This is a genomic window from Micromonospora sp. NPDC048930, from assembly GCF_043197935.1.
Classification (GTDB): Bacteria; Actinomycetota; Actinomycetes; order Mycobacteriales; family Micromonosporaceae; genus Micromonospora.
Genome location: NZ_JBICUB010000005.1, coordinates 329,727 through 354,786 on the forward strand (window position 1 = coordinate 329,727; position 25,060 = coordinate 354,786).

Genomic DNA, 25,060 nt, shown 5'->3' on the forward strand with positions numbered 1-25,060 from the left:
GTGACCGGGCCACCAGTGGGTGCCGCGGCTACCCCTCAGCCTAGGGTGAAAGGCGTGTCAGACGTCTACGCCGAACCGGCCACCGGAGCCCACCCGACCGACCCGGCCACCCTGGCGCCCTACACCACGCTCCGTCTCGGTGGCGCCGCCAACCGGTTGGAGACCGCCACCAGCGCCGAGGAAATCGTGCGAAAGGTGCAGGAAGCGGAGTCGCGGGACGAGCCGGTCCTCGTGCTGGCCGGCGGCAGCAACGTGGTGATCGGCGACCAGGGCTTCGCCGGCACCGTCGTGCTGATCCGGTCCCGGGGGTTCCGGGTCGTCGCCGAGGATGCCGACACGGTCACCGTACGTGTCGAGGCCGGCGAGCCCTGGGACGACCTGGTCGCCGCCACCGTCGAGCGCGGCTGGTCCGGGCTGGAGTGCCTCTCCGGTGTCCCCGGCTCGGCGGGCGCCACGCCGATCCAGAACGTCGGGGCGTACGGGCAGGAGGTGGCCGAGACGATCGTCGGCGTCGAGGCGTACGACCGCACCCACGGCACGGTGGTGCGGATCGACGCGGCCGACTGCGGGTTCGCGTACCGGGGCAGCATCTTCAAGTACAGCGACCGCTGGGTCGTGCTCACGGTCGACTTCCGGCTCGCCCGCTCCCCGCTCTCCGGTCCGGTCCGCTACGCCGAACTGGCCCGCGCGCTCGGCGTCGAGGTGGGCGACCGGGTGCCGCTGGCCGACGCCCGGGCCACCGTGCTGCGGCTGCGCGCCGGCAAGGGCATGGTGCTGGACGCGGACGACCCGGACACCTGGTCGGTGGGCTCGTTCTTCACCAACCCGGTGCTGGAACGGGAGGCGTACGAGCTGCTGCGGGAGCGCGCGGCCGACCTCGGCGAGCCGCCGGCCTGGCCGGGCGCCGGGGACGTGGTCAAGGTCAGCGCCGCCTGGCTGATCGACAAGGCCGGCTTCGGCAAGGGGTACGCCGGCCCGGAGGGGGTCGCCATCTCCAGCAAGCACACCCTCGCCCTCACCAACCGCAGCGGCACCGCCCGCACGGCGGCCCTGGTCGCCCTGGCCCGGGAGATCCGCGACGGCGTCCACGACCGCTTCGGCGTCACCCTCCACCCCGAACCCGTCCTCATCAACTGCATCATCTGACCCCCCCCCACCCACCGCGTCCCCGCGGCACTCACCCTCCCCAACCCTCGCCGATCTTGCACTTGCGGCTACCGCCTTATACCGATATAGGCGGCTTTGTCCCCGCCAGAAGTGCAAGATCGCCCGGGGTGGGGTGGGGTCAGCTGGGGGAGATTGCTGGCCAGGGGAGGGTGAGTTCGCCGCGGCGCCAGCGGCGGGGGCGGTCCAGGACGGGCCAGCCGGCCTGCTTGACCGCGGCGACCGTGCGGGTCCAGCGCTCGCGGGGGCCGAACGGGGCGTAGCCGGCGGCGGCCTGCCAGGCGTCGTCCAGGGCGCGGATCAGGTCGTGGATCCGTTCACCCGGCACGTTGCGGTGGATCAGCGCCTTGGGCAGCCGCTCGGCGAGCTGGGCCGGGCTCTCCAGGGTGGTCAGCTTCGCGGCCAGGGTCAGCGTGCGCGGGCCGGTCGCGTCGAGCAGCACCCAGCCGCCGAGCCGCCCCAGCTCGTCGCAGGTCCCCTCGACCAGCAGCCCGCCCGGGGCCAGCCGCCCGGTGACCGTACGCCAGGCGTCGGCCACCTCGCTCTCGTCGTACTGGCGCAGCACGTTGAACGCCCGGACCAGGGCGGGCCGGAGGCCGGCCAGTTCGAAGCCGCCCCGGGCGAAGGTCAGCCCGGGTGGATCCGCTGCCGGCTGGGCGGCGGCCACGCGTACCGGATCGATCTCCAGCCCGACCACCCGGACGTCGGCCCGGACCCCGGCCGCGAGCCGGGCCCGCAGCTCGACGGCGGTGATCGGGGTGGCGCCGTAGCCCAGGTCGACCACCAGCGGGTCGGCGGCGGCACGCAGGGCTTCCCCGCAGGTCTCGACGATCCAGTTGTCCACCCGCCGCAGCCGGTTGGGATTCGTCGTCCCCCGGGTGACGACCCCGAGCGGTTTCATCAGCTCACCCGGTGCACCTTGTGCTGGGCGGCCTGGGCCAGCGGGCGGACCACCAGCTGGTCAATGTTCACGTGGTGCGGCCGGGTGGCGCACCAGGCGACACAGTCGGCGATGTCCTCGGCGACCAGCGGCTCGGGCACGCCGGCGTACACCGCGGCGGCGCGGTCGGCGTCGCCGTCGAACCGGACCAGGCCGAACTCCTCGGTCTTCACCATCCCGGGGTCGATCTCGATCACGCGCACCGGACGGCCGCACAGCTCCAGCCGCAGCGTGCCGGCCACCGCGGTCTGCGCGTGCTTGGCCGCGGTGTAGCCGCCGCCGCCCTCGTAGACCACCTGGCCGGCGGTGGAGCTGATGATCACGATGGTGCCGGCGCCGGACGCCACCAGCGCGGGCAGCAGCGCCTGGGTGACCCGGACCGTGCCGAGGACGTTCACCTCGTACATCCACTGCCAGTCGCCCACGTTCCCGGACTCCACCGGATCCAGACCCCGGGCCCCGCCGGCGTTGTTGACCAGCAGGGTGACCGGGCCGGGCGCGGCGGCGGCCGCGGCGGCCAGGCCCGCGACCGACTCGTCGGAGGTGACGTCGCACTCCACCGCGGTGGCCGCGCCGCCGGCCGCCCCGATCTCGGTGACCAGATCGGCCAGCCGGTCGGTACGCCGGGCGGCGGCGAGCACGTGGAAACCCTCGGCGGCCAGCCGGCGGGCGGTGGCCGCACCGATCCCGCTGGACGCCCCGGTGACGATCGCGACAGAGGTCATCCGGTCATTCTCTCCCGGACCTCGCATCGGGGCGGTGATGAGGTCCGTCACGCCCGGGACCGGCCGGTACGCATTTCCGAAGCCCGATGGGGAAGATGACATCCGGCGCGGAGGTTGACCGAGAAGCGCCGGTCGTGCGGGACGGCATCAACCGTGACAGAGGGAGCGGACGTGGCGGAGTTGCACACCGGTGTCGGTCGTCAGCGAGGCACCCTGCCGTGGCCGCGGCCCCGGCGCATCGCGACCCTCTCCGTGCACACCTCGCCCCTGCACCAGCCCGGCACGGGCGACGCGGGCGGCATGAACGTCTACATCCTCGAGGTCGCCCGGCGGCTGGCCGAGGCCGACGTCGAGGTGGAGATCTTCACCCGCGCCACCTCCGGCGACCTGCCGCCGGTGGTCGAGATGGCGCCCGGCGTCCACGTCCGGCACGTGACCTCCGGCCCGCTCGAAGGGCTGACCAAGGAGGAACTGCCCGGGCAGCTCTGCGCGTTCACCGCCGGCGTGCTGCGCGCCGAGGCGGCCCGCCCGCCGGGCCACTACGACCTGATCCACTCGCACTACTGGCTCTCCGGCCAGGTCGGCTGGCTGGCCAAGGAGCGCTGGGGCGTGCCGCTGGTGCACACCGCGCACACCCTGGCGAAGGTCAAGAACGCCCAGCTCGCGGCCGGTGACCGGCCCGAGCCGAAGGCCCGCGTCATCGGCGAGGAGCAGGTGGTCGCCGAGGCCGACCGGCTGGTCGCCAACACGCGGGTCGAGGCCCGCGACCTGATCGACCGGTACGACGCGGACCCCGCCCGGGTGGCGGTGGTGGAGCCGGGCGTGGACCTCGACCGGTTCCGCCCGCCCGCCGGCGACCGGGACGCCGCCGTGCGCGCCGCCCGCCGCCGCCTCGGGCTTCCCACCAGCGGGTACGTGGTGGCCTTCGTCGGCCGGATCCAGCCGCTGAAGGCGCCCGACGTGCTGATCCGGGCGGTCGCCGCGCTCCGCGAGCGGGATCCCGCGCTCGCCGCCGAGCTGACCGTGGTGATCTGCGGCGGCCCCAGCGGCAGCGGCCTGGACCGGCCCACCGCCCTGATCGAGCTGGCCAACTCGCTCGGCGTCGCCGACCGGGTGTGCTTCCTGCCGCCGCAGACCGGCGAGAACCTGCCCGCCCTCTACCGCGCCGCCGACCTGGTCGCGGTGCCCTCGTACAACGAGTCGTTCGGGCTGGTCGCGCTGGAGGCCCAGGCGTGCGGTACGCCGGTGCTGGCGGCCGCCGTGGGGGGCCTGGTGACCGCCGTGCGGGACGGCGTCAGCGGGATGCTCATCGACGGCCACGACCCGGTCGACTGGGCCCGTACGCTGGCCCGCCTGCTGCCGGACCGGATGCGCCGGGTGGCGCTGGGCCGGGGCGCGGAGCGTCACGCCCGCGACTTCTCCTGGCACCGCACGGTCTCCGGCCTGCTCGCCGTGTACGGCGAGGCGATCAGCGAGCAGCGGGCCCGGCTGGCCGGGGCGCTCGCCGGCGACGCGGCCCTCTCCTGCTCCTGGTGACCGGCGGCCGCCGCGCGGCACCGGGCGCGGCGCGACCGTAGAGTGGGTGCGATGAGCCGCAGGAGTGAGGTCGCCGCGCTGATCGAGTCCGTCTGCGCCGAGCGCGAGCTGGAGTGGGAGTCCACCGGCGAGGCGTCGTACGCGGTCACCCTGCCGGGCACGCACAAGCTCAAGACGGTCTGCAACCTGATCGTCGGCGAGCACGCGCTGCGGGTCGAGGCGTTCGTGATGCGCCAGCCCGACGAGCGCCGCGAGGAGCTCTGGGCCTGGCTGCTCCAGCGCAACGCACGGATGTACGGGGTGTCCTTCTCCATCGACGCGGTCGGCGACGTCTACCTGACCGGCCGGGTCAACCTGGCCGGGGTGGACGAGGACGAGCTGGACCGGCTGCTCGGCGCGGTGCTGACGTACGCCGACGAGTCCTTCGACAGCATGCTGGAGATCGGCTTCGGCACCGCCATCCGCCGTGAGTGGGAGTGGCGGGTCAAGCGGGGCGAGTCGACCGCCAACCTGGCCGCCTTCGCGCACCTTTTCGAGCCCTCCTCCGGTGCCGCCTCGGGTGTCGGAGGTTCGGACCCGTCCTGACGGGTATGCCGCACCGCGCGGTGCGGCACTTGGGACCCACCGCGGGCCGAGGACGGACTGTCGAGGAGCGTGTCCCATGGCTCAGCGCAACAGCTCAGGTCGCGGCACGACTGCGACCAGGACCAAACGGCAAGCCGGCAACCAGACCCCGAACACGCCGGGAATTTCCGAGTCCGAGATCTCCCGGATGAAGGTCGACGACATCCGGAACCAGCTCCGCCGACGCGGCGTCTCGGGGATTTCCGCGCTGCGCAAGCCGGAACTGGTGAAGACGCTGGCCCGGACCCTGCGGTCCGAGGCACGCGGCGGCGCGGCACGCAGGCCCACCGGGCCGGCCGGGCGGGCCGCGGCCACGAAGAAGGCGGCCGCCAAGAAGGCGCCGGCCAAGAAGACCGCTGCGGCCAAGGCGGCGCCGGTCGCGAAGGTCACGGGTGCGCGGGCCAGGAAGGCCGCCCCCGCGAAGCGGGCGCCGGCGAAGAGGGCCGCGGCGAAGAAGGCTCCCGCCGCGAAGAAGGCCCCTGCCGTGAAGAAGGCTCCCGCCGCGAAGAAGGCCCCTGCCGCGAAGAAGGCCCCTGCCGCGAAGAAGGCCCCTGCCGTGAAGAAGGCTCCCGCGGCGAGGAAGGCGGCGCCGTCCCGGGGCGGCGGTACGGCGGCGGCGAAGGCGACCGGTGTGCGTACCGGCCGGTCCTCGTCCCGTTCGACGCTCTCGTCCCAGCAGATCACGTCGCTGGCCGATCGTCCGGAGCGTCCCGGCCGGAGCCTGGTGACCGCCAACCACGAGGTGATCCAGCGTTGGGCGCGGGCGCGCGGGGCCAAGCCGGCCACAATCGCCGGCACCGAGCGGGAGGGTCGGCCCGGCGTGCTGACGTTCAACATCCCGGGTTACCGGGAGAGCAGCCGGATCCGGGAGATCAGCTGGGACGACTGGTTCCGGACCTTCGACCTGCGCGGCCTGAACCTGATCTATCAGGAGCAGATGCGGGACGGCCGGCAGAGCAACTTCTTCCGCACCGAGAACCCGAATCGAGAGGACGCCTGAGGTTTAGGGGAATGGCTGGCGGGGATTCGCTGTTGGCCATCGCAGAGCCCGGAGCAGGAACAGCCGGATTCCCGACACGAGTGCTGTGACGGGCGAGACAGCGATCTGAGTTGAATCCCGAGATCCGGGCGAACTAACTTTATTGCACCGCGCCACGCTTGTAATCGTTCGGGGGAGCGGCGGATCGATCAGATCCGCGCAGGCGAGGCGCGAGGGATCGGGTGGAGCACACCGTTGGGGGACGGTGCCACCCGTGGAACCGGCGGCGCGAGCGGGCGACGCTTACGGGGGTGAGTGTCGCCCGCCGCCGCCGGGCGTACGGTGCGAGCGCCCATCACGACGGGGGTCGTGGTGGGCGCTCGTCGCCGTTTCGCGGGCCCGTTCAGCGGCCCGCCGTGAGCACCTTCTCCCGGCCGGCCTCCGCGGCCCGGAGCCCGGCGACCCGGCGTTCCCGGGACGGCCCGGCCAGCAGGTGCCCGGCCGCCGCGACCAGCCCCAGGGCGCCCACCACCAGCCAGTGCCGCTCAGCCAGGTGCTCGAGGCTGAGTCCGCCCAGCGCGGGCGCGACGAAGGACGCCGCCGGGAAGGTCAGGTAGAAGACCGACTGGTAGCGGGCGCGCAGCTCCGGCGGGGCGAGGTCGGCGTTGATCTGGGCGTTCGGCGGCGCGGCGAGCATCTGGCCGACCGTCCACACCACCGCCGCGGCCAGGTAGAGCGGCAACTGGTCGGCGACGGCCAGCGCGCCGAAGCCGACCGCCATCAGCCCGGTGGAGACCGACAGCACGGTCGCCTTCCGGTACGGCGCGATCAGCCGGGGCACGAAGAGCTGCCCGGCCACGATCAGCGCGCCGCCCAGCGCCACCACCACGCCGTACGCGGAGGGGCGCAGGCCGTCGTCGCGCATCGCCAGCGGCATGATCGTCGACGTCTGCATGGTGAGCACGGCCAGCAGGAAGGTCAGCCCGACGAAGACCAGGAAGACCCGGTCGGTCAGCGCGGTGTGCAGCCCCGGCCGCCGGCCGGTCGCGACGACCGGGACCCGGGTACGGCGGTCGAGCGTCTCGGGGACCTTCAGCGCGATGACCGCGACCGCCGCCAGGGTCGCGGCGGCGTCGACCAGGAAGAGCGCGAGGAAGCTCGCCTCGGCGAGCACGCCGGCCAGCAGCGACGCCACCGCCATGCCCAGGTTGAACGCCCAGAACTGGAGGTTGAACGCGCGGGCGCGGCGGTCCTCCGGCACCACGTCCACGATGGCCGCGACGAAGGCGGGGCTGGGCATCGAGTGCGTCACCCCGAGCACCGCGGCGAGCACGGCGATGACGGCCAGTTCCCGGCTGAACGCCAGCGCCACCATCAGCCCGGCCGCGCCGAGGTGCGCGGCGAGCAGGGTGGCCCGCCGGCCCCACCGGTCCGCGAGCACCCCGCCGAGCAGCGTGCCCACGGCGCCGCCCGCCCCGTACGCCCCGACCACCGCGCCGGCCAGGGACGGCGACGCCCCGCGCGCGGCGGTCAGGTAGAGCGAGAGGAAGAGCATCGCGAAGGAGCCGGCCCGGTTGATCAGGAGGCCGGACCAGAGGTACCAGAAGGTGGCGGGGAGCCCGCCGGCCGAGTCGTCCCACCAGCGCCGCAGGCCGCGCACCCGTCCTCCATGAAAGTTTGTTAACTGCCCCGCCTGGGACCCTAGGGAGCCGCGCCGCCGCGCGCCAGCGTGGCCCTGATCACCAGGACCGGGAGGATGCTGGCGAGCGCCTTTGGAGCTGATATCGCCAACGACTCAAGCGGCAGGGGGTGAGGACGGCTCCCCGGTCGAGTGCTCCCGGCCGGTGGGATGGATCGGACACATCGGGTCAATATTGCAATGACGTTCCGGGCCTTGCCCGCCCTTCGCCGGATCGCTGAGTCGTCTGTGACATCAGCTCCACAGGCGGTGCCAGGGCATGTGCACCCGGCCGATCGGCTCGGTGACCGGTTGCCCACCGGGTGTGGTCTGCGCCCGGCCGGGGGGGGTGGAGTCGACCGCGCAGGGCGGGGGCTTGGCGGCGTCCGGGCGTACCTCAGGAGGCGTGGACCGGCTCGGCGGGTGCGGTGGCCGCGGCCTCGCCCGCCTCGGGGGCCGGGGTGCGGGACACCGTGACCGGCCGGACCGGCGTGGCCGGCGTCCGCAGCTGTGCCGCCCGCCGCTCCCGGGCCGGGCCGGAGATCAGGTGCGCCACCGCCATCACGCCACCGATCGCGGCGCAGCCGAACCAGAGTGCGGTGTTGCCGGCGTGCTCCCGGACCAGGCCGCCGAGGATCGGGGCGCTCGCCCCGGCGAGCTGCCAGGAGAGCGAGAAGACACCCTGGTAGCGGCCGCGCAGCGAACCGGGGGAGAGCTCGGCGATGAGGGTGGCGTTGGACGGCGAGTTGAGCATCTCGCCGACGGTCCAGATCAGCACGGTGAGGCCGTAGAACCAGGCCGCGTCGGCGAACGCGGTGAGCCCGAAGCCGATGCCCGTCACCAGCGCGGCGAGCGCCAGGACGTGCGACCGGCTCCGGCCCTTGATCAGCCGGGGTACGAAGAGCTGCCCGACCACGATCAGCACCCCGTTGAGCGCGATCACCGAGCCGTACGTGGCGGGGCTCAGGCCGGAGTCGCCCATGGCGATCGGCAGCATCGAGATGTGCTGGAGGAAGACCAGCGCGGCGAACAGGTTGAGCGTCACGAAGCCCAGGAAGACCCGGTCGGTGAGGATGGTCCGCAGCGCCCCGGCCGGAGCCCGGTCGCCGGTGCGGGCCGGGCCGGTCGTGGCCGAGCGGGTCTCCCGTACCCGGGTGAAGATGATCAGCGCGGTGATCAGGGTGGTGGCCGCGTCGACGACGAAGAGCAGCAGGTAGCCGGCCTGGGCGGCGAACCCGGCGAGCACCGCGGCGCAGGCGAAGCCGAGGTTGATCGCCCAGTAGTTCAGGGAGAAGGCACGCAGCCGGTCCTTCTCCGGCACCACGTCGATCATCATGGCGCCGAACGCCGGGCGGGCCGCCTCCGCGAAGGTGCCGAGCAGCAGCGCGCCCAGGGCCACCGCCCAGAGTGGCCGGGCCAGACCCAGCCCGAGCATCATGGTGGCCGCGCCCAGGTGCGCGGTGAGCAGGGTGGGGCGGCGTCCCCACCGGTCGGTCAGGGTGCCGCCGACCGTGGTGCCGACCGCGCCGCCGACGCCCCAGAGCCCGATCACCAGGCCGGCCTGCGACGCCGAGAAGCCGCGCTCCTGCGTGAGGTAGATGGCGAGGAACACCAGCACGAACGAGCCGAGCCGGTTGATCAGGGTGCCGGTCCACAGGTACCAGAACGCCCGCGGCAGCCCGCCTGTCGTGTCCCGGAACCAGCCCTGCACCGTCCGCATCCCGCGCCCCCGTTTTCGGTAATGACCGAGCTATCTCGGATGCCTTACAACCTAGTGCCGGGCGGGAACGCCGGTCACCAGCTTTTCCACGTGGTGGTCGTCACGACCGGTCCCCGCGTGTCCGTCCGTCCGGTACGGCAGGATGATCCGCATGACTGCGAGCGAGGGGCCCACCGTCGGGACGCTGGTCCTGCTGCGGCACGGCGAGAGCGACTGGAACGCCAAGAACCTCTTCACCGGCTGGGTCGACGTCGACCTGACCGCCAAGGGGGAGAGCGAGGCGCGGCGCGGCGGTGAGCTGCTCCGCGAGCACAACCTGCTGCCCGACGTGGTGCACACGAGCGTGCTGCGCCGCGCGATCCGCACCGCCGAGCTGGCGCTGAGCGCCGCCGACCGGCACTGGATCGCCGTGCGCCGGTCGTGGCGGCTCAACGAGCGGCACTACGGCGCCCTGCAGGGCAAGAACAAGAAGCAGACCCTGGACGAGTACGGCGAGGAGCAGTTCATGCTCTGGCGCCGGTCGTACGACACGCCACCGCCGCCGATCGACGACAACGACGAGTGGTCGCAGGCCGGTGACGCCCGGTACGCCCTGCTCCCCACCGAGCTGATGCCGCGTACGGAGTGCCTGAAGGACGTCGTCGAGCGGATGCTGCCGTACTGGTACGACTCGATCGTGCCGGACATCCTGGCCGGCCGGACGGTGCTGGTGGCGGCGCACGGCAACTCGCTGCGCGCCCTGGTCAAGCACCTCGACCAGATCTCCGACGAGGCGATCGCCAAGCTGAACATCCCGACCGGCATCCCGCTGCGGTACGACCTCAACCCCGACCTGCGCCCGCAGGTCCTCGGCGGGACGTACCTGGACCCGGACGCCGCCAAGGACGCCGCCGCCGCGGTCGCCAACCAGGGCCGCTGAGCGCGACGATGAAGGCCCCCGGGTGACCGGGGGCCTTCGTGCGGTCCGGGTCAGTTCGGCGAGGGCGCGGCCTGGCCGGTGATCAGGTAGACGACGTGCTCGCCGGCGTTCACCGCGTGGTCGGCGAAGCGCTCGTAGAAGCGGCCGAGCAGGGTCGCGTCGATCGCCGTCTCCACCCCGTACGGCCAGTCGTCGCCGAGCAGCACGCCGAAGAGGCTCTTGTGCAGGTCGTCCATGGCGTCGTCGTCGCGGTCCAGCTCGGCCGCCAGGTCGGCGTCGGGCCTGGCCAGCACCGAGCCGATCTTCTCGGCCATCCGGTCGGCGATGGCGGCCATGTCGGTGAAGACCTGCCGCAGCTCGGCCGGCACGGCGGGCGAGGGGTGCCGGCGCAGCGCGGTCTTCGCGACGTGGTCGGCGAGGTCGCCCATCCGCTCCAGGTCGGCGGCCACGTGCAGGGCTGTGATCATGGCGCGCAGGTCGGAGGCGACCGGCGCCTGCCGGGCCAGCAGGTCACAGACCCGCTCCTCGACGTGCCGGTAGAGGTCGTCGATCTCGGCGTCCCGCGCGATCACGGTCTCCGACGCCGCACGGTCGGCGGTGAGCAGGCCCTTGGTCGCCTGGCGCATGGCGGCGCGCACCCCCTCCGCCATGTCCACCAGCAGCTGGCTGACAATCTGCAGGTCGGCCCGGAACTCGTCGCGCATCGTCACTTCCTGGGTTCGGTGTCGCCGCGGGCCGGGGAGGGCCGCGTACGGCGTGAGCAGGTGCGCGACCAACCGTAGGCCGGGGGAGCCGGCATCGAGGTGAACGCGGGTGAACGACGCGGGACCCGGGAGTGAACTTTCGCGGAAGTGAGAGTGGTTCGTCCCGTTCTGACCGATCGCCAGGTAAACAATGACTCTACGATCGCCGGGTGGAATGGGCGGTGGCGGCCGCGGTGGCCGTGGCTCTGGTGACCGGGCTGGTCGCCGGGTTGCTGCTGTCCGAACCCGTCCGGGCCTGGCGGCGCCGGTTGGCCGCGTCGGGGAGCGGAAGCTCCCGTCGGAGTGCAGGGAGGCCCGCGATTCCCGACGACGTGCAGGTTGGGCTCTCTTCGCTCGGCCGCAAGACGGTCGACTCGCTGCGGGCCGGCGTGGTGGTGCTCGGCCCGGACGACGTGCCGGTGCTGGTGAACCCGGCCGCGCGGGCGATGGGCCTGCTCCGTACCGGCACGGCGCCCGGTTCCGTGGCGGCCCACCCGTTGATCCGTACCCTGGCCGGGCAGGTCCGTCGCACGGGCGTGCGGCGCGAGATCGAGCTGGACCTGCCGCGTGGTCGCGACAGCGCGGGCGACAACCCACTCGGCGTGCACCTGCGCGCGATGGCGCTCGGCGCCGGCTACGTCTCGGTCGAGGCGGCCGACGTCACCGAGTCGCACCGGCTGGCCCGGGTCCGGCGGGACTTCGTGGCCAACGTCAGCCACGAGCTCAAGACCCCGATCGGCGCCCTGCAACTCCTGGCCGAGGCGCTGGTGGACGCCACCGAGCCGGCCGGCGACGGCCCTGCGGCGGACCTCTCCGAGGACATGATCGCCGCCCGGCGGTTCGCCGAGCGGATCCAGCACGAGTCGACCCGGCTCGGCCGGCTGGTGCAGGAACTGCTGGAACTCACCCGGCTCCAGGGCGCCGAGCCGCAGCCCGCCCCCGAGCCGGTCTCGGTGGACTGGGTGATCGCCGAGGTGATCGACCGGACCCGGACCGGTGCGGCCGCCCGCCGGGTGGAGATCGTCGTGGACGGCCAGCGCGGCCTCACCGTGTACGGCAGCGACAGCCAGCTCGCCACCGCGGTGGCCAACCTGGTGGAGAACGCGATCAACTACTCGGGCGAGGACACCACCGTCCGGGTGACCGTACGGGCCACGGACGAGCACGTCGAGATCGCCGTGGCCGACCAGGGCATCGGCATCGCCCCGAACGAGGTGGACCGGATCTTCGAGCGGTTCTACCGGGCCGACCAGGCCCGCTCCCGCGCCACCGGCGGCACCGGCCTGGGCCTGGCCATCGTCAAGCACATCGCCAACAACCATGGCGGTCGGGTGGATGTGTCGAGCACTCTTGGTGGGGGGTCGACGTTCACCCTCCGGCTGCCCGCCCGTCCCCCGGACGACCTGGAGGCGACACTCAACTCCGCTGAGATCGAGGCCGGCCCGGCCGAGCTCCGGCAGGCCTGACCGACAGGAAAGGAAACACCCCGTTGAGCCGCGTACTGGTGGTCGAGGACGAGGAATCGTTCTCCGACGCCCTGTCCTACATGCTCCGCAAGGAGGGCTTCGAGGTCTCCGTCGCCGCGACGGGTCCCTCCGCCCTCACCGAGTTCGACCGGACCGGCGCCGACATCGTGCTGCTCGACCTGATGTTGCCGGAGATGTCGGGCACCGAGGTCTGCCGCCAGCTCCGGCAGCGGTCGCACGTCCCGATCATCATGGTCACCGCCCGGGACAGCGAGATCGACAAGGTGGTCGGCCTGGAGATCGGGGCCGACGACTACGTCACCAAGCCCTACTCCCCGCGTGAGCTGGTGGCCCGGATCCGGGCCGTGCTGCGCCGACAGAGCACCGAGGCGGCCGAGTCGGGTGCGCCGACGCTGGCCGCCGGCCCGGTCCGGATGGACATCGAGCGGCACGTGGTGACCGTCGACGGTGGGCCCGTGCAGCTGCCGCTCAAGGAGTTCGAACTGCTGGAGCTGCTGCTGCGCAACGCCGGCCGGGTGCTCACCCGGGGGCAGCTCATCGACCGGGTCTGGGGCGCCGACTACGTGGGCGACACCAAGACGCTGGACGTGCACGTCAAGCGGCTGCGCTCGAAGATCGAGCCGGAGCCGTCCGCGCCGCGGTACATCGTCACGGTCCGGGGGCTGGGGTACAAGTTCGAGCCGTGACGGTCGCGCTTGCCGGGTGTGTTGGCTCCGGCGGCTTTTCGGTCCGTTTGTGGTCGCCCTTGTCGGGTGTGGCCCGCCGTGCCCGGCTCCGGGCGGTCAGGCTTGATCCCTGCGCCGGTCACGGCGGGCCACACCCGCGTCGTGGTCCTGCGCCGTCCGAGCCCTGCGGGCCGCAGGGTGGCGTCTGGTGTACGTCAGAGCTTGTCCCGCAGCGCGGCGTCGCTGGGTGGAACGTCATGGAGGTTTCCGGGCTCCGGTGACGTCCATGGTGTTCCACTGACCGTTCCGGGCCGTTGGGCTGACCGCGCCCGGGTGTCGGGCTGACCATGCCGGGTGTTGGTCTGAACCGTGCCCAGGTGCTGGCCTGAGCGTGTCGGGTTCTGGGCTGAACCGTGCCGAGGGCTGGGCGGACCGGTCGTTGGTGGGTGGTGTGTCCGGTTTGCGAGTGACGGGCGGCATCCCGGGGCCGGAATGGTGGGCGGCCGGGGGTCGTTGAACACGGGTGAACGGCCGAGGAAGACCGCCCCGCGCTGCGGGGTGGCTGGCCCGGAATGATGCCGGGTCGCCGGTCGTTACACATGGTCCCGGCGCCGCGAAGAGGCCCCGCCCCGCGAGCCGGATGACCCCCCGAGAGACTTTCCCCCCTTTTTGAGCGCCTGACGGTGCTTGCGCACCCGCCGACCCCCATCGGCGTGTGTGCGCCAACCCCCGAATGGAGCTTCTCGTGAACACGATCATTCGTAAGAGCGTGCTTGGTATTGCTGGTCTGGCGTTCGCCGGTGGTCTGGCCGCCGGTCCGCTGAACCACCACGAGGCCACCCCGGCCACCGCGCTGACCCCGGTCGCGGCCGTCCAGGCCGACAAGCCGGACGCCAGCAAGCTGATCCCGCATGGTGTGCAGGGCGCCCAGTCGCGGATCGACCTGAACGACGAGCAGGTCGCGAACGCGAAGGCGATCATCGCCGCGACGAAGAAGGCGGGTCTGCCGGAGCGGGCCGCGGTGATCTCGATCGCCACCAGCCTGCAGGAGTCGAAGCTGGAGAACCTGGGCCACCTCGGCGACAAGAACGACCACGACTCGCTGGGCCTGTTCCAGCAGCGCCCCTCCAGCGGTTGGGGCACTCCGGAGCAGATCACCGACCCCGAGTACTCGACCCTGGCGTTCGAGAAGGGTCTGAAGCAGGTCGACGGGTGGCAGGACATGCCGCTGACCGAGGCCGCCCAGACCGTGCAGGTCTCGGCGTACCCGGACGCCTACGCCCAGTGGGAGCAGCAGGCCGCCGACATCGTCGCCCAGCACTGGAACAGCTGACCCACACAGCACACGAAAGCCGCTGGCCGGCACCCCGACACAGGGGTGCCGGCCAGCGGCGTCTCCGTGGTCAGCGGACGATCTTGAAGTTGAAGGCGGCGGTGCCGAGCCGGCCGTAGAGGCGCAGCCAGACCGGCAGCAGCATCTCCGTGCCCCGGGCGGTGGTGATGTCGCCCAGGTCGATCACGTCGGTGTGGCCGAAGCTGCTCAGCAGTTCGGTCACCACCTTCTTGGCCTCCGCGTCGTCGCCTGAGACGAAGACGCTGTGGTCGCCGTCGGCGAGCTGCCGGGGGTACGCCATCAGGTCGGCGGTGAGCGTGTTGAGCGCCTTCACCACCCGGGTACGCGGAAACGCCCGCTGGATCCGCTCGCCCAGCGAGTCGTCGTTGACCACCGACAGGGTGGGCGGGAAGCCCTTGCTGAAGTCGAGCGGGTTGGCGATGTCGAGCAGGACCTTGCCGGCCAGGTTCTCCCCGCCTGCGGCGGTCAGCGCGGAAAGGGAGCCGTCCCCGCTGGTCGCGTTCACCACCAGTTCGGCGTCGGCGGTGGCCTCGGCGTAACCGGCCAGGCCGACCTGCGGGTGCGACGCCGCCCAGTCGGACCAGTCACCGGCCCGGGTGGCGGTCACGTCGCGGGTGCCGACCACGACCTCGTGCCCCAGCTCCGCCGCCCGCCCGGCGATCGTCCGGCCGACCATGCCGGTGCCCAGTACTGCGATGCGCATGTCGATTCCGTCCTCCGTGATCGCGCGACGCCGATGCCTCGCGCTCGTCGAAGTGACACTAACAGACAGGTCTGTCTACCGCGCCAGGTCGAGCCTCGGTTAGCGCTGTCACAGGTGCACTACGGCCGTAGACCGACCGGTCTGTAGACTTCGCCGGGTCACCGAGGAGGACTGATGCCCCGTACGCCCGCCGGCTCCGCCCGGGAGCGCATCCTGGACACCGCGTTCCGGCTCTTCTACGCGTACGGGCCGCGCGGCGTGGGCGTGGACACGGTGATCGCCGAGTCGGGGGTCGCCAAGGCCACCCTCTACAAGCACTTCCCGAGCAAGGACGACCTGGTGCTGGCGTACCTGGACAAGGTCGACCAGGCGTGGTTCGGGGCGTTGCGGGCCGCCGCCCGGGACGCCGGCGACGACCCCCGGGAGCAGCTCGTCGGCATGTTCGACGCGCTGGTCGGGGCCTGCCGCCGGGACGGGTACCACGGCTGCGCGTTCATCAACACCGCCGCCGAGTCACCCGCCGGCAGCCCGGTGCACGCCCGTACCGTCGAGCACAAGAACGTGGTCCGGGCCTGGGTGACCGACCTGGCCCGGCGGGCCGGCGCGGCCGAACCGGAGTTGCTGGCCCGCCAGCTCACCCTGCTGCTCGACGGCGGCCTGGCCGGCGGGGTGCTCGACGGCGACCCGGCCGTCGCCGAGGCCGCCAAGCGCTCCGCCCGGGCCCTGGTCGACGCCGCGCTCGGCTGAGCCGCACCGCCGCGCCCCCGGCCCGGTCAGGCCACCCAGGCGTAGCGGCGCTCCGGACGGCCGGCCGCACCGTACTTGAGGGTCACCTCGGCCCGGCCGCTGCCGGCGTAGTGCTCCAGGTAGCGGCGGGCGCTGACCCGGGAGATGCCGACCCGGTCCGCGCACTCACTGGCCGAGAGCGTCCCGTCGTGCTCGCGCAGGGCACGTTCCACCAGCTCGGCGGTCTCCGGGCTGAGCCCCCGGGGCAGCGCCGGGACGGCGGCCACCGAGCCGCTGCGGGAGAGCACCCGGTCGACGTCCGCCTGGTCGGCGACGACCGCCGCGCGCAGCGTGGCGCGGCGGGCGGCGTACTGCTCCAGGCGGGTGCGCAGCTCGTCGAAGCCGAACGGCTTGAGCAGGTAGTTGACCGCCCCGTAGCGCACCGCGCGGCGGACCGCCTCGGCCTCCCGGGCGGCGCTGATCACCAAAACGTCGCAGTCGTGCCGGGCGGCCCGGATCCGGGTCACCACGTCCAGGCCGAACATGTCGGGCAGGTAGAGGTCGAGCAGGACCAGGTCGGGCCGGAGCTCGTCCACCGCGGCCACCGCCTGCTCGCCGGTGCTGGCGGTGCCGACCACCCGGAAACCGTCGATCCGCTCGACGAAGCCACGGTGGATCCGGGCCACCATGAAGTCGTCGTCGACGACCAGTACGTCGATCATCTCGCCTCCTGCCGCACGCTCGCCGGCACCGACATCCGCGCGGTGAACATCGCTCCCTCGTCGGTGTTCGTCACCGCGACCTCGCCGCCGCGACGGTGACACACCAGCCGGGTGAGCGCCAGGCCGATGCCCCGCTCGCCGCCCTGGGCCGCCTTGGTGGTGAAGCCGTGGGTGAACACCTCCTGCGCCAGCTCCGGCGCGACCCCGGGACCGGAGTCGCGGACCACGATCTCCACCGAGGCGGCGTCCTGGCGCAGCTCGACCTCGACCCAGGCGGGGCGGCCGGACGAGTCGCCGGCCACCGCCTCGACCGCGTTGTCCACCAGGTTGCCCAGCACGGTGGCCACGTCGGCCGCCAGTTCCGGCGGCAGCCGGTCCAGCCCGGTCCGCTCGGAGATGCGCAGCTCCACCCGGCGCTCGGCGGCGAGCGCCGACTTCGCCATGACCAGGGCCGCGACCGCCGTGTCGTGGATCCGGCTGGTGACGGTGAGGTCCAGCGAGGCGCGGTGCCGGCTGAGCGCGTCGACGTACCGGACCACCTCGTCGTGCTCGCCGATCTGGATCAGTCCGGAGATGGTGTGCAACTGGTTGGCGAACTCGTGCGTCTGCGCCCGGAGCAGCTCGGTGGTGCTGCGGAAACCGCCGATCTCCTGCTCCAGCCGGGCCAGCTCGGTCCGGTCCCGCAGCGTGGTGACGGAGCCGAGCCGGCGGCCGTCCTTGCGGACCGTCATCCGGTTCATCACCAGCACCCGGCCGCCCCGGACCACCACCTGGTCCCGGGCCTCCGGCCCGCTGTCCGCGCCGGCCAGCACGTCCCGCAGCCGGCCGCTGATCCGCAGCTCGGCGAGGCTGCGGCCGAGGCAGTGTTCGGGCAGCCCGAGCAGCCGCCGGCCGACCGCGTTGACCAGGGTGACCCGGTGCTGCGGGTCCAGCGCGATCACCCCTTCGGCGATGCCGTGCAGCAGCGCCTCCCGGTGCTCGGCCAGCCCGGCGATCTCCCGAGGCTCCAGCCCGAGCGTCTGCCGCTTGATCCGGCGAGCCAGCAGCCACGACCCGGCCACCCCGAGGCCGCAGGCGATGCCCAGGTAGGTGAGCAGGTAGGACGAGGCGCCGACCAGCCGCTGCGACCAGGTCGGTGACGCCTCGCCGACCACCACCACGCCGAGGTACCGGCCGAGGTTGGTGCCCGGGTTGTCGCCGAGCACCGGCACCTGCGCCACCAGCTCGCGCGACCCGTCGACCTCCAGCTCGCCGAACCAGCTCCGGCCCTGCGCCACCCGCGGGTCGCCGAGCACCACCGGAGTGCCCACCAGGGTCGGGTTGGTCGAGGCGACCACCCGTCCCCGGGCGTTCGCGACGGTCACCGACGTGACGCCGTACTGGTCGAGGATGTTCCGCACCAGCGGGGCGATCGCCTCGCCGGGTGCGGGCTGGTCGAGCTGGTCGCGGAGCAGGGGGCTGCCGCCGAGCCGTTCGCCCAGCGTGGCGACCCGGCGGCCCTCGACCCGGTTGAAGGTCGCCGCCGACTGCGCCAGCGAGACGGCGGCCACCGCCACCAGCACCACGACGATGATCGCGAGCTGGAGGACCAACAGCTGCCCGGCGAGCGTACGGCGCCGGGACGTGACCGCGACCACAAAGACCTCAACTTCCGCTGGTGACACAACGCAGACAAGCTGCCCGGGTGGAGGCCACCATCTTGCCGCTGGACTCATTCGAAACGGAAGAGAAACAAGATGGCAACTAGGAGAAACGTGCTGGTCATGGGGGTCGCCGCCGCCACGGCGCTGGCCCTGGCTGCCTGTGGCGCCACCGCCGACAAGAACGAGGGCGGCTCCAGCAACGACGGCAAGCCGGTCGCCGGACTGCGGATCATGGTCCCGAACACCCCCGGTGGCGGATACGACACCACCGCCCGGACCGCCGCGAAGGTGATGGAGGACGCCAAGATCGCCACCGGCGTGCAGGTGTTCAACCTGCCCGGCGCGGGCGGCACGGTCGGCCTCCAGCGGACCGTGAACGAGAAGGGCAACGGCAAGCTCGCCATGCAGATGGGGCTGGGCGTGGTCGGTGCCTCGTACACCTCCAAGTCGGCGGCGACGCTGACCCAGACCACCCCGCTGGCCAAGTTGATCGAGGAGGCCGGCGCCATCGTGGTGCCGAAGGACTCCCCGTACAAGACCATCAACGACCTGGTCGCGGCGTGGAAGGCCAACCCGAAGGGCATCGCGGTCGGCGGCGGCTCCTCGCCCGGCGGCCCGGACCACCTGCTGCCGATGCAGCTCGCCAAGACCGTCGGCATCGACCCGCGCCAGGTCAACTTCGTCTCGTACGACGGCGGCGGCGAACTGCTGCCGGCCCTGCTCGGCAACAAGATCGCCTTCGGCGCGAGCGGGTTCGGTGAGTTCCTCGACCAGGTCGAGGCGGGCCAGATCCGGGTCCTCGCGGTCACCAGCGAGGCGCCGATCGAGGCGCTCAAGGACGTGCCGACCCTGAAGTCGGCCGGCATCGACCTGGTCTTCACCAACTGGCGGGGCATCGTCGCGCCGCCCGGCATCAGCGACGCCGACAAGAAGGTCTGGATCGACGTGCTGACCAAGATGCACGACTCGGCGGAGTGGAAGGCCGAGCTGAAGAAGCGTGGCTGGACCGACGCGTTCGTCACCGGCGACGAGTTCGGCACCTTCCTGACCGAGCAGGACAAGGCAGTGGCCGACGTGCTCAAGCAGCTCGGGTTGGCATGAGCGGCATGACGACGCGACCGGACCGGGGCGGCGACTCGCCGTCCCGGCCTCCGGCCGTACCGGACATTCCGGCGCAGCCGACCCCGGCGGCCGCGCCGGGCGAAGCGGCCCCCACACCGGGTACGCCGGAGGAGCCGGCGGTGACGACCGGGACACACCCGGCGGCGGACGCCGTGGCCGAGCCGGCCCCGAAGCCGGACCGGGCCCAGTACGGCGTCTGCGCGTTTCTCGCCCTGGTCGGCGGGCTGGTCATCTTCGACGCGACGACCCGGGTCGGGAGCGCGATCAACACGGCCGACCCGATCGGCCCCAAGCCGGTGCCGATCCTGCTCGGCGTGCTGCTGCTCGTCATCGCGGCGATCTACGCCGTGGACGTGGCCCGCGGCGGCGCCGGTGAGCCGGAGGCCGGCGAGGACGTCGACCTGACCCTGCCCATCGACTGGCGCACAGTGCTGCTGCTGATCGGCGCGTTCCTGGTCAACGCCGTGCTGATCGACCGGCTCGGCTGGGTGATCAGCGGGACGATCCTCTTCTGGGGCTCGGCGTACGCGCTGGGCAACCGGCACTACGTGCGCAACCTGCTGATCGCCGTCGCGCTGTCGTTGATCACGTTCTACACGTTCGCCATCGGGCTCGGGGTCGACCTGCCCGCCGGCGTGCTGCAAGGGATCCTGTAGATGGACAACCTCGCCAACCTCCTCGACGGGTTCGGCCATGTGCTGACCCCGATGAACCTGCTGTTCGCGGTGCTCGGCGTGACCATCGGCACCGCCGTCGGCGTGCTCCCCGGCATCGGGCCGGCGATGACGGTGGCGCTGCTGCTGCCGGTCACCTACGGGATGGAGCCGGCCCAGGCGTTCATCATGTTCGCCGGCATCTTCTACGGCGGCATGTACGGCGGCTCGACCACCTCGATCCTGTTGAACACCCCGGGCGAGTCGTCGTCGGTGGTGACCGCGATCGAGGGCAACAAGATGGCGAAGGCCGGCCGGGCCGCGCAGGCCCTGGCCACCGCGGCGATCGGCTCGTTCGTCGCCGGCACCATCGCCACCCTGTTGCTGGTGGTGGTCACCCCGCCGGTGGTGTCGTTCGCGGTCAGCCTCGGCTCGCCCGACTACTTCGCGCTGATGCTGCTCTCGTTCGTGTCGGTCACCGCGGTGCTCGGCGCGTCCCGGGTCCGGGGTTTCGCCTCGCTGCTGCTCGGCCTGGTGATCGGCGTGATCGGGATCGACCAGTCCGGCCAGCAGCGGCTCACCTTCGGGCTGCCGCAGCTGGCCGACGGTATCGACGTGGTCGTGGTGGCGGTCGGTATCTTCGCCGTGGGCGAGGCGCTCTGGATCGCCGCGCACCTGCGCCGCAAGGCCGGCGAGGTGATCCCGGTGGGCCAGCCGTGGATGGGGAAGCAGGACTGGAAGCGGTCCTGGAAGCCCTGGCTGCGCGGCACCGCGTACGGGTTCCCGTTCGGCGCGGTGCCCGCCGGAGGGGCGGAGATCCCGACCTTCCTGTCGTACGTCACCGAGAAGAAGCTGTCGAAGCACCCGGAGGAGTTCGGCCGGGGCGCGATCGAGGGCGTCGCCGGTCCGGAGGCCGCGAACAACGCCTCGGCCGCCGGCACGCTGGTGCCGATGCTGGCGCTCGGCCTGCCGACCAACGCCACCGCCGCGGTGATGCTCGCCGCCTTCGAGGGGTACGGGATCCAGCCGGGCCCGCTGCTCTTCTCGAAGGAGTCCACCCTGGTCTGGACGCTGATCGCCAGCCTCTTCATCGGCAACCTGCTGCTGCTGGTGCTCAACCTGCCGCTCGCCCCGGCCTGGGCGCGACTGCTGCGGATCCCGCGCCCGTACCTCTACGCCGGGATCCTCTTCTTCGCCTCGATGGGCGCGTACGCGGTGAACGCGCAGCCGTTCGACCTGTTCCTGCTGCTCGCCCTGGGTCTGCTCGGCTTCGGCATGCGCCGCTTCGGGCTGCCGATCCTGCCGCTGATCGTCGGCATCATCCTCGGCCCGCGCGCCGAGCTGCACGGCCGGCGCGCGCTGCAGCTCTCCGGCGGCGAGTTGCACGGGCTGATCGGTGGTTGGGTGTCCTGGGTGATCTACGCCACGATCGCCGTGGTGCTGCTCTGGCCGCTGATCGGCCGGTTCGTGGTCCGTCCGCTGCGCGGAAGGTTGGTGGCCGCATGACCATCCTGGTGGGATACGTCCCCTCGCCGCTGGGGGAGGCGGCCCTGCACGCCGCCATCGAGCAGGCCCGGTTCCGGGACGAGCCGATCCTGGTGGTGAACACCTCACGCGGGGACGCGTACGTGGACCCGCGCTTCGCCCAGGAGGACGACCTGGACCGGGTGGTCCGCGAACTGGTCGCCGCCGGAGTGCCGCACAACGTCCGGCAGCTCATGCGCGGCCGGGACGCGGCCGAGGAGATCGTCGAGATCGTCGAGACGGAGGAGATCTCGCTGGTCGTCATCGGCATCCGGCACCGGACCGCGGTCGGCAAGCTGATCATGGGGTCGGCCGCCCAGGAGATCCTGCTCCGGGTGCCCTGCCCGGTCCTCGCGGTGAAGGCCGGCTGAGTGGCGCCCGGGGGCTCCGCGGTCCCCGGGCGCGTGCAGGCCGGCCTGCTGCTCACGCACACCGTCGCGGTGCAGGCGGTCACCTTCATGCTCCGCCCGGCGTCCGCGTACCGGGCGCTGGAGCTGGAGGTGCCCGGAGCATGGCTGGGCGTGCTCGGGGCCAGCTTCGCCGTCGTACCCCTGGTGCTGGCCGTCCCCTCCGGCCACGCCGTGGACCGGCTCGGCGAGCGCCGCGTGGCGCTCGCCGGGTCGGTCCTGCTGGTCGCCGCCGGCCTCGGTTTCGTGCTGCTCGCCGGCTCGGTGGTCGGCCTGGTCCTGGCCAGCATGGCGCTCGGCACCGCGCACCTCTGCGCGGTGGTGGCCCAGCAGGCCCTGGTCGCGAACCGCACCCCGGCCGACCGGTACGACGCCGCGTTCGGCTACTACACCTTCGCCGCCTCACTGGGACAGGCGCTCGGCCCCGGCCTGATCGTGCTCTTCGGCGGGGACCGCACGATCCCGGACACCCGGGCCATCTTCCTCGGCGCCACCGTGGTGGCGCTGCCGCTGCTGGCCGTCGCGCTCTTCCTGCGCCCGTCCGGACACCACCGGGAGGCCGCCGAGGGGGCCGCCGCCGGCGGCCTGCGCGACCTGCTCCGCCAGCCCGGCCTGGTCCGCGCCCTCACGGTGAGCTGCGTCGTCCTGGCGGCGGTCGACATCAGCCTGGTCTACCTGCCTGCGCTCGGTGCGGAACGCGGCATCGCCGCCGGCTCGATCGGCATCCTGCTCGGGGTCCGGGCGGTCGCCTCGATGGCCTCCCGGCTGCTGCTCGGCCGGCTGGTCGCGGCCCTCGGGCGGCGGGTCGTGCTGGTCGGCACCGTGGCGCTCTCCGCCGTCGGGCTCGCGCTGCTGCTTCCGCCGCTGCCGTTCCCGGTGCTGGTCGGGGTGGTCACCGTGGCCGGGCTGGGGCTGGGCGCGGGCCAGCCGCTGACCATGTCGTTCCTGGCCGAGGTGGCCCCGCCCGGCCTGCGCGGCCGGGCGATGTCGCTGCGGCTCACCGGCAACCGGCTCGGCCAGGTGCTCATCCCCAGCGCGGCCGGCGCGCTCGCGGCCGGCACCGGTGCCGCCGGGGTGCTCGCCTGCACCGCGGCCGGTCTGGCCGGGGCGGCGGTCGCCGCCACCCGCCTGCACCGCCCGGGCTGAACGCAGCCGGCTCGCACGGTGTCAGGAGGGGCCCTTCCCTACTCGCTGGCCGGGTGGGGGGCGACCTGGCCCTGACGGAGGCGGGCGGCGCAGAGTTCGGCCAGCTTCGCGTACGCCGGGGCGCCGATCAGCGCGGTCAGCTCCGGGGCGTACGAGACGTACATCGGCTCGGCGCCGACGTGGGCGTCCGTGGAGGAGGTGCACCACCAGTCCAGGTCGTGCCCGCCCGCGCCCCAGCCCCGCCGGTCGAACTCGGCGAGCGTGGAGATCAGCACCTTGGTGTTGTCCGGCCGCTTGTGCCAGTCCTGGTCGCGGCGGATCGGCAGCTGCCAGCAGACGTCCGGCTTGTACTCCAGCGGGTGCACCCCGTCGCGCAGCGCCTGGGCGTGCAGCGCGCAGCCGCCCCCGCCTGGGAAGTCGGCGTCGTTGAGGAAGACGCACGGCGCGTCGACGTCCCGGGTGGCCGTACGCCGGGCCGGGTTCTTCCCGTCGATCGTGTCGTTCTCGGTCCAGTTCTTGAAGCCCTTGCGGAAGTGCTGCCAGGTTTCCGGGGTGAGCCGCTTGACCGCCGCCCGGACCCGCTTCTCGTCGTCCGAATCGGTGAAGAAGGCCCCGTGCGAGCAGCAGCCGTCCGCGGCCCGGCCGGCGACGATGCCGTGGCAGCCCTTGCCGAAGATGCAGGTCCAGCGGGAGAGCAGCCAGGTCAGGTCGGCCCGGACCACGTGCTTCTCGTCGGCCGGGTCGACGAACTCGATCCACTCCCGGGGGAAGTCCAGCCCGACCTCCCGGCTGCGCGGGTCGTCGGGGTCGTCCACCAGCACCTGCAGCTCGATCTGCCCTGTCACCCGGCCCAGCGTACGCGGGGTGACCCGGGCCGGCCGGCGAGCCGGGGAAAGTGTCGGGCCATAGGGTCGGGAGCATGCGACTGGGTGTCCTCGACGTCGGTTCCAACACGGTGCATCTGCTGGTGGTCGACGCCCACCACGGCGCCCACCCCTGGCCGGCGCACTCCGAGAAGGTGGTGCTCCGGCTGGCCGAGCAGCTCGGCCCGGACGGCGCGCTGACCGACGCGGGCGCGGACGCCCTGGTCAAGGCCGTCGGCATGGCCCGTGCGGCGGCGGACGGGCTGGACGCCGACGACCTGCTGGCCTTCGCGACCAGTGCGGTCCGCGACGCCACCAACGCCGGCGACGTGCTGGCCCGGGTCCGCGACGAGACCGGCGTACGCCTGGAGGTGCTCTCCGGCGCGGACGAGGCGCGGATGACCTTCCTCGCGGTGCGGCGGTGGTTCGGCTGGTCCGCCGGCCGGCTGCTCGGGATGGACATCGGCGGCGGCTCCCTGGAGCTGGCCGCCGGCATCGACGAGGAGCCCGACGTGGCGATCTCGCTGCCGCTGGGCGCCGGGCGGTTGAGCCGGGAGCGGCTGCGGGTGGACCCCTCCGGCACCGTCCCGCCGTCCGCCGAGGCCGTCGAGGAGCTGCGCGAGTACGTCGACGCGCAGCTCGAACCGGTGCGGGACCAGCTCATCGAGGTGGGTTGGGAGCGACCGGTGGCGACCTCGAAGACGTTCCGGACGCTGGCCCGGCTCGCCGGGGCCGCGCCCTCCGGCGCGGGTCTCTGGGCCCCACGCAGCCTGACCCGCACCGGGCTGCGGCAGGTGCTGGGGTTCATCCGGCACATCCCGCCGGCCCAGCTGCCCGAGCTGGAGGGGGTGAGCGCGGCCCGGGCCCACCAGCTCCTCGCCGGGGCGGTGGTGGCCGAGGCGGTGCTGCGCCGGCTCGACGTGGACCGGCTGGACATCTGCCCGTGGGCGCTGCGGGAGGGGGTCATCCTCCGCCGGCTGGATCAGCTGGCACCGGTGTGATCCCGGCCGGTCACCG

Annotated in this window: 24 protein-coding genes; 15 read left to right on the plus strand and 9 right to left on the minus strand. The window is 72.9% G+C overall.

The genetic code is table 11. The features are described 5' to 3' along the window. Positions 1-54: 54 nt before the first annotated feature. Positions 55-1,146, plus strand: coding sequence for a UDP-N-acetylmuramate dehydrogenase (locus ACGFI9_RS16210; RefSeq protein ID WP_393178749.1), 1,092 nt, complete (start codon positions 55-57; stop codon positions 1,144-1,146). Between the two features lie 139 nt (positions 1,147-1,285). Here ACGFI9_RS16210 and ACGFI9_RS16215 read toward each other — a convergent pair whose 3' ends face one another. Next, positions 1,286-2,065 (minus strand): class I SAM-dependent methyltransferase, encoded by a 780-nt coding sequence (locus ACGFI9_RS16215; RefSeq protein WP_393178750.1) that lies wholly within the window; start codon positions 2,063-2,065, stop codon positions 1,286-1,288. Then, positions 2,065-2,829 carry an SDR family NAD(P)-dependent oxidoreductase gene (locus ACGFI9_RS16220; protein ID WP_393178751.1) on the minus strand — a complete coding sequence of 255 codons (765 nt, stop codon included), beginning with the start codon at positions 2,827-2,829 and terminating at the stop codon, positions 2,065-2,067. Before ACGFI9_RS16220 ends, ACGFI9_RS16215 begins: the two co-directional genes overlap by 1 nt. A gap of 171 nt (positions 2,830-3,000) precedes the next feature. Here ACGFI9_RS16220 and mshA point away from each other — a divergent pair, with 171 nt between their 5' ends. The 3 genes from mshA (at position 3,001) to ACGFI9_RS16235 (ending at position 5,989) form a co-directional block, all read left to right on the plus strand. Then, on the plus strand, positions 3,001-4,365 hold the full coding sequence (gene mshA, locus ACGFI9_RS16225) for a D-inositol-3-phosphate glycosyltransferase (protein WP_393178752.1): 1,365 nt from the start codon (positions 3,001-3,003) through the stop codon (positions 4,363-4,365). A gap of 51 nt (positions 4,366-4,416) precedes the next feature. Next, positions 4,417-4,950, plus strand: coding sequence for a YbjN domain-containing protein (locus ACGFI9_RS16230; protein ID WP_393178753.1), 534 nt, complete (start codon positions 4,417-4,419; stop codon positions 4,948-4,950). A 76-nt stretch (positions 4,951-5,026) separates the two neighbouring features. Further along, a complete protein-coding gene (locus tag ACGFI9_RS16235) occupies positions 5,027-5,989 on the plus strand; it encodes a hypothetical protein (RefSeq protein ID WP_393178754.1) in 963 nt (320 codons plus the stop codon). A gap of 382 nt (positions 5,990-6,371) precedes the next feature. On the opposite strand, the gene ACGFI9_RS16240 is transcribed toward ACGFI9_RS16235, so the two are convergent. Together ACGFI9_RS16240 and ACGFI9_RS16245 are read right to left on the minus strand one after the other, a co-directional pair. After that, complete coding sequence (locus tag ACGFI9_RS16240) at positions 6,372-7,628, minus strand: MFS transporter (protein WP_393178755.1); 1,257 nt, start codon at positions 7,626-7,628, stop codon at positions 6,372-6,374. A 415-nt stretch (positions 7,629-8,043) separates the two neighbouring features. Then, on the minus strand, positions 8,044-9,366 hold the full coding sequence (locus ACGFI9_RS16245) for an MDR family MFS transporter (protein WP_393178756.1): 1,323 nt from the start codon (positions 9,364-9,366) through the stop codon (positions 8,044-8,046). Between the two features lie 151 nt (positions 9,367-9,517). On the opposite strand from ACGFI9_RS16245, the gene ACGFI9_RS16250 reads away from it, so the two are divergent. Further along, entirely contained in the window at positions 9,518-10,285 is a 768-nt protein-coding gene (locus ACGFI9_RS16250; RefSeq protein ID WP_393178757.1) for a phosphoglyceromutase, read from the plus strand. A 50-nt stretch (positions 10,286-10,335) separates the two neighbouring features. Here ACGFI9_RS16250 and phoU read toward each other — a convergent pair whose 3' ends face one another. After that, on the minus strand, positions 10,336-10,989 hold the full coding sequence (gene phoU, locus ACGFI9_RS16255; RefSeq protein ID WP_393178758.1) for a phosphate signaling complex protein PhoU: 654 nt from the start codon (positions 10,987-10,989) through the stop codon (positions 10,336-10,338). A gap of 209 nt (positions 10,990-11,198) precedes the next feature. Here phoU and ACGFI9_RS16260 point away from each other — a divergent pair, with 209 nt between their 5' ends. From ACGFI9_RS16260 to ACGFI9_RS16270, 3 genes are all read left to right on the plus strand, one after another. Then, on the plus strand, positions 11,199-12,494 hold the full coding sequence (locus ACGFI9_RS16260) for a sensor histidine kinase (protein ID WP_393178759.1): 1,296 nt from the start codon (positions 11,199-11,201) through the stop codon (positions 12,492-12,494). 23 nt (positions 12,495-12,517) lie between these two features. Beyond that, the gene (locus tag ACGFI9_RS16265; RefSeq protein ID WP_393178760.1) at positions 12,518-13,201 is read left to right on the plus strand and encodes a response regulator; all 684 of its coding nucleotides are present in this window, start codon (positions 12,518-12,520) and stop codon (positions 13,199-13,201) included. A gap of 724 nt (positions 13,202-13,925) precedes the next feature. Continuing rightward, a complete protein-coding gene (locus ACGFI9_RS16270) occupies positions 13,926-14,513 on the plus strand; it encodes a hypothetical protein (RefSeq protein WP_393178761.1) in 588 nt (195 codons plus the stop codon). 70 nt (positions 14,514-14,583) lie between these two features. Here ACGFI9_RS16270 and ACGFI9_RS16275 read toward each other — a convergent pair whose 3' ends face one another. Further along, positions 14,584-15,237, minus strand: a complete 654-nt coding sequence (locus ACGFI9_RS16275) for an NADPH-dependent F420 reductase (RefSeq protein WP_393178762.1) — start codon at positions 15,235-15,237, stop codon at positions 14,584-14,586. A 174-nt stretch (positions 15,238-15,411) separates the two neighbouring features. Here ACGFI9_RS16275 and ACGFI9_RS16280 point away from each other — a divergent pair, with 174 nt between their 5' ends. Next, entirely contained in the window at positions 15,412-15,984 is a 573-nt protein-coding gene (locus tag ACGFI9_RS16280) for a TetR/AcrR family transcriptional regulator (RefSeq protein ID WP_393178763.1), read from the plus strand. A gap of 26 nt (positions 15,985-16,010) precedes the next feature. On the opposite strand, the gene ACGFI9_RS16285 is transcribed toward ACGFI9_RS16280, so the two are convergent. Beyond that, on the minus strand, positions 16,011-16,685 hold the full coding sequence (locus tag ACGFI9_RS16285; RefSeq protein ID WP_393178764.1) for a response regulator: 675 nt from the start codon (positions 16,683-16,685) through the stop codon (positions 16,011-16,013). After that, positions 16,682-18,322: an ATP-binding protein gene (locus tag ACGFI9_RS16290; RefSeq protein WP_393178765.1), complete on the minus strand. Its 1,641-nt coding sequence runs from the start codon at positions 18,320-18,322 to the stop codon at positions 16,682-16,684. Before ACGFI9_RS16290 ends, ACGFI9_RS16285 begins: the two co-directional genes overlap by 4 nt. Before the next feature lie 99 nt (positions 18,323-18,421). Between ACGFI9_RS16290 and ACGFI9_RS16295 the strand changes: the two genes are divergently transcribed. From ACGFI9_RS16295 to ACGFI9_RS16315, 5 genes are read left to right on the plus strand one after another with little or no spacing between them, the layout of a single operon-like run. Next, on the plus strand, positions 18,422-19,429 hold the full coding sequence (locus ACGFI9_RS16295; RefSeq protein WP_393178766.1) for a Bug family tripartite tricarboxylate transporter substrate binding protein: 1,008 nt from the start codon (positions 18,422-18,424) through the stop codon (positions 19,427-19,429). Between the two features lie 5 nt (positions 19,430-19,434). Then, a complete protein-coding gene (locus tag ACGFI9_RS16300; protein ID WP_393178767.1) occupies positions 19,435-20,106 on the plus strand; it encodes a tripartite tricarboxylate transporter TctB family protein in 672 nt (223 codons plus the stop codon). Next, positions 20,107-21,609, plus strand: coding sequence for a tripartite tricarboxylate transporter permease (locus ACGFI9_RS16305; RefSeq protein ID WP_393178768.1), 1,503 nt, complete (start codon positions 20,107-20,109; stop codon positions 21,607-21,609). Continuing rightward, positions 21,606-21,998, plus strand: a complete 393-nt coding sequence (locus tag ACGFI9_RS16310) for a universal stress protein (RefSeq protein WP_393178769.1) — start codon at positions 21,606-21,608, stop codon at positions 21,996-21,998. Before ACGFI9_RS16305 ends, ACGFI9_RS16310 begins: the two co-directional genes overlap by 4 nt. 33 nt (positions 21,999-22,031) lie before the next feature. Beyond that, a complete protein-coding gene (locus tag ACGFI9_RS16315) occupies positions 22,032-23,180 on the plus strand; it encodes an MFS transporter (protein WP_393178770.1) in 1,149 nt (382 codons plus the stop codon). 38 nt (positions 23,181-23,218) lie between these two features. Here the strand turns inward: ACGFI9_RS16315 and ACGFI9_RS16320 are convergent, their stop codons facing one another. Continuing rightward, positions 23,219-24,025 (minus strand): hypothetical protein, encoded by an 807-nt coding sequence (locus ACGFI9_RS16320; protein WP_393178771.1) that lies wholly within the window; start codon positions 24,023-24,025, stop codon positions 23,219-23,221. 74 nt (positions 24,026-24,099) lie between these two features. Here ACGFI9_RS16320 and ACGFI9_RS16325 point away from each other — a divergent pair, with 74 nt between their 5' ends. After that, the gene (locus tag ACGFI9_RS16325) at positions 24,100-25,044 is read left to right on the plus strand and encodes a Ppx/GppA phosphatase family protein (protein ID WP_393178772.1); all 945 of its coding nucleotides are present in this window, start codon (positions 24,100-24,102) and stop codon (positions 25,042-25,044) included. Positions 25,045-25,060 lie beyond the last annotated feature (16 nt).

Bases quoted from the DNA above. Each gene is read 5' to 3' on its own strand.
- ACGFI9_RS16295 (WP_393178766.1), top strand. From the start codon at position 18,422: ATGGCAACTAGGAGAAACGTGCTGGTCATGGGGGTCGCCGCCGCCACG.
- ACGFI9_RS16280 (WP_393178763.1), top strand. From the start codon at position 15,412: ATGCCCCGTACGCCCGCCGGCTCCGCCCGGGAGCGCATCCTGGACACC.
- ACGFI9_RS16220 (WP_393178751.1), bottom strand. From the start codon at position 2,829: ATGACCTCTGTCGCGATCGTCACCGGGGCGTCCAGCGGGATCGGTGCG.
- ACGFI9_RS16235 (WP_393178754.1), top strand. From the start codon at position 5,027: ATGGCTCAGCGCAACAGCTCAGGTCGCGGCACGACTGCGACCAGGACC.
- ACGFI9_RS16285 (WP_393178764.1), bottom strand. From the start codon at position 16,685: ATGATCGACGTACTGGTCGTCGACGACGACTTCATGGTGGCCCGGATC.
- ACGFI9_RS16300 (WP_393178767.1), top strand. From the start codon at position 19,435: ATGACGACGCGACCGGACCGGGGCGGCGACTCGCCGTCCCGGCCTCCG.
- ACGFI9_RS16310 (WP_393178769.1), top strand. From the start codon at position 21,606: ATGACCATCCTGGTGGGATACGTCCCCTCGCCGCTGGGGGAGGCGGCC.
- ACGFI9_RS16305 (WP_393178768.1), top strand. From the start codon at position 20,107: ATGGACAACCTCGCCAACCTCCTCGACGGGTTCGGCCATGTGCTGACC.
- ACGFI9_RS16215 (WP_393178750.1), bottom strand. From the start codon at position 2,065: ATGAAACCGCTCGGGGTCGTCACCCGGGGGACGACGAATCCCAACCGG.
- ACGFI9_RS16325 (WP_393178772.1), top strand. From the start codon at position 24,100: ATGCGACTGGGTGTCCTCGACGTCGGTTCCAACACGGTGCATCTGCTG.
- phoU (WP_393178758.1), bottom strand. From the start codon at position 10,989: ATGCGCGACGAGTTCCGGGCCGACCTGCAGATTGTCAGCCAGCTGCTG.
- ACGFI9_RS16230 (WP_393178753.1), top strand. From the start codon at position 4,417: ATGAGCCGCAGGAGTGAGGTCGCCGCGCTGATCGAGTCCGTCTGCGCC.
- ACGFI9_RS16275 (WP_393178762.1), bottom strand. From the start codon at position 15,237: ATGCGCATCGCAGTACTGGGCACCGGCATGGTCGGCCGGACGATCGCC.
- ACGFI9_RS16250 (WP_393178757.1), top strand. From the start codon at position 9,518: ATGACTGCGAGCGAGGGGCCCACCGTCGGGACGCTGGTCCTGCTGCGG.
- ACGFI9_RS16245 (WP_393178756.1), bottom strand. From the start codon at position 9,366: ATGCGGACGGTGCAGGGCTGGTTCCGGGACACGACAGGCGGGCTGCCG.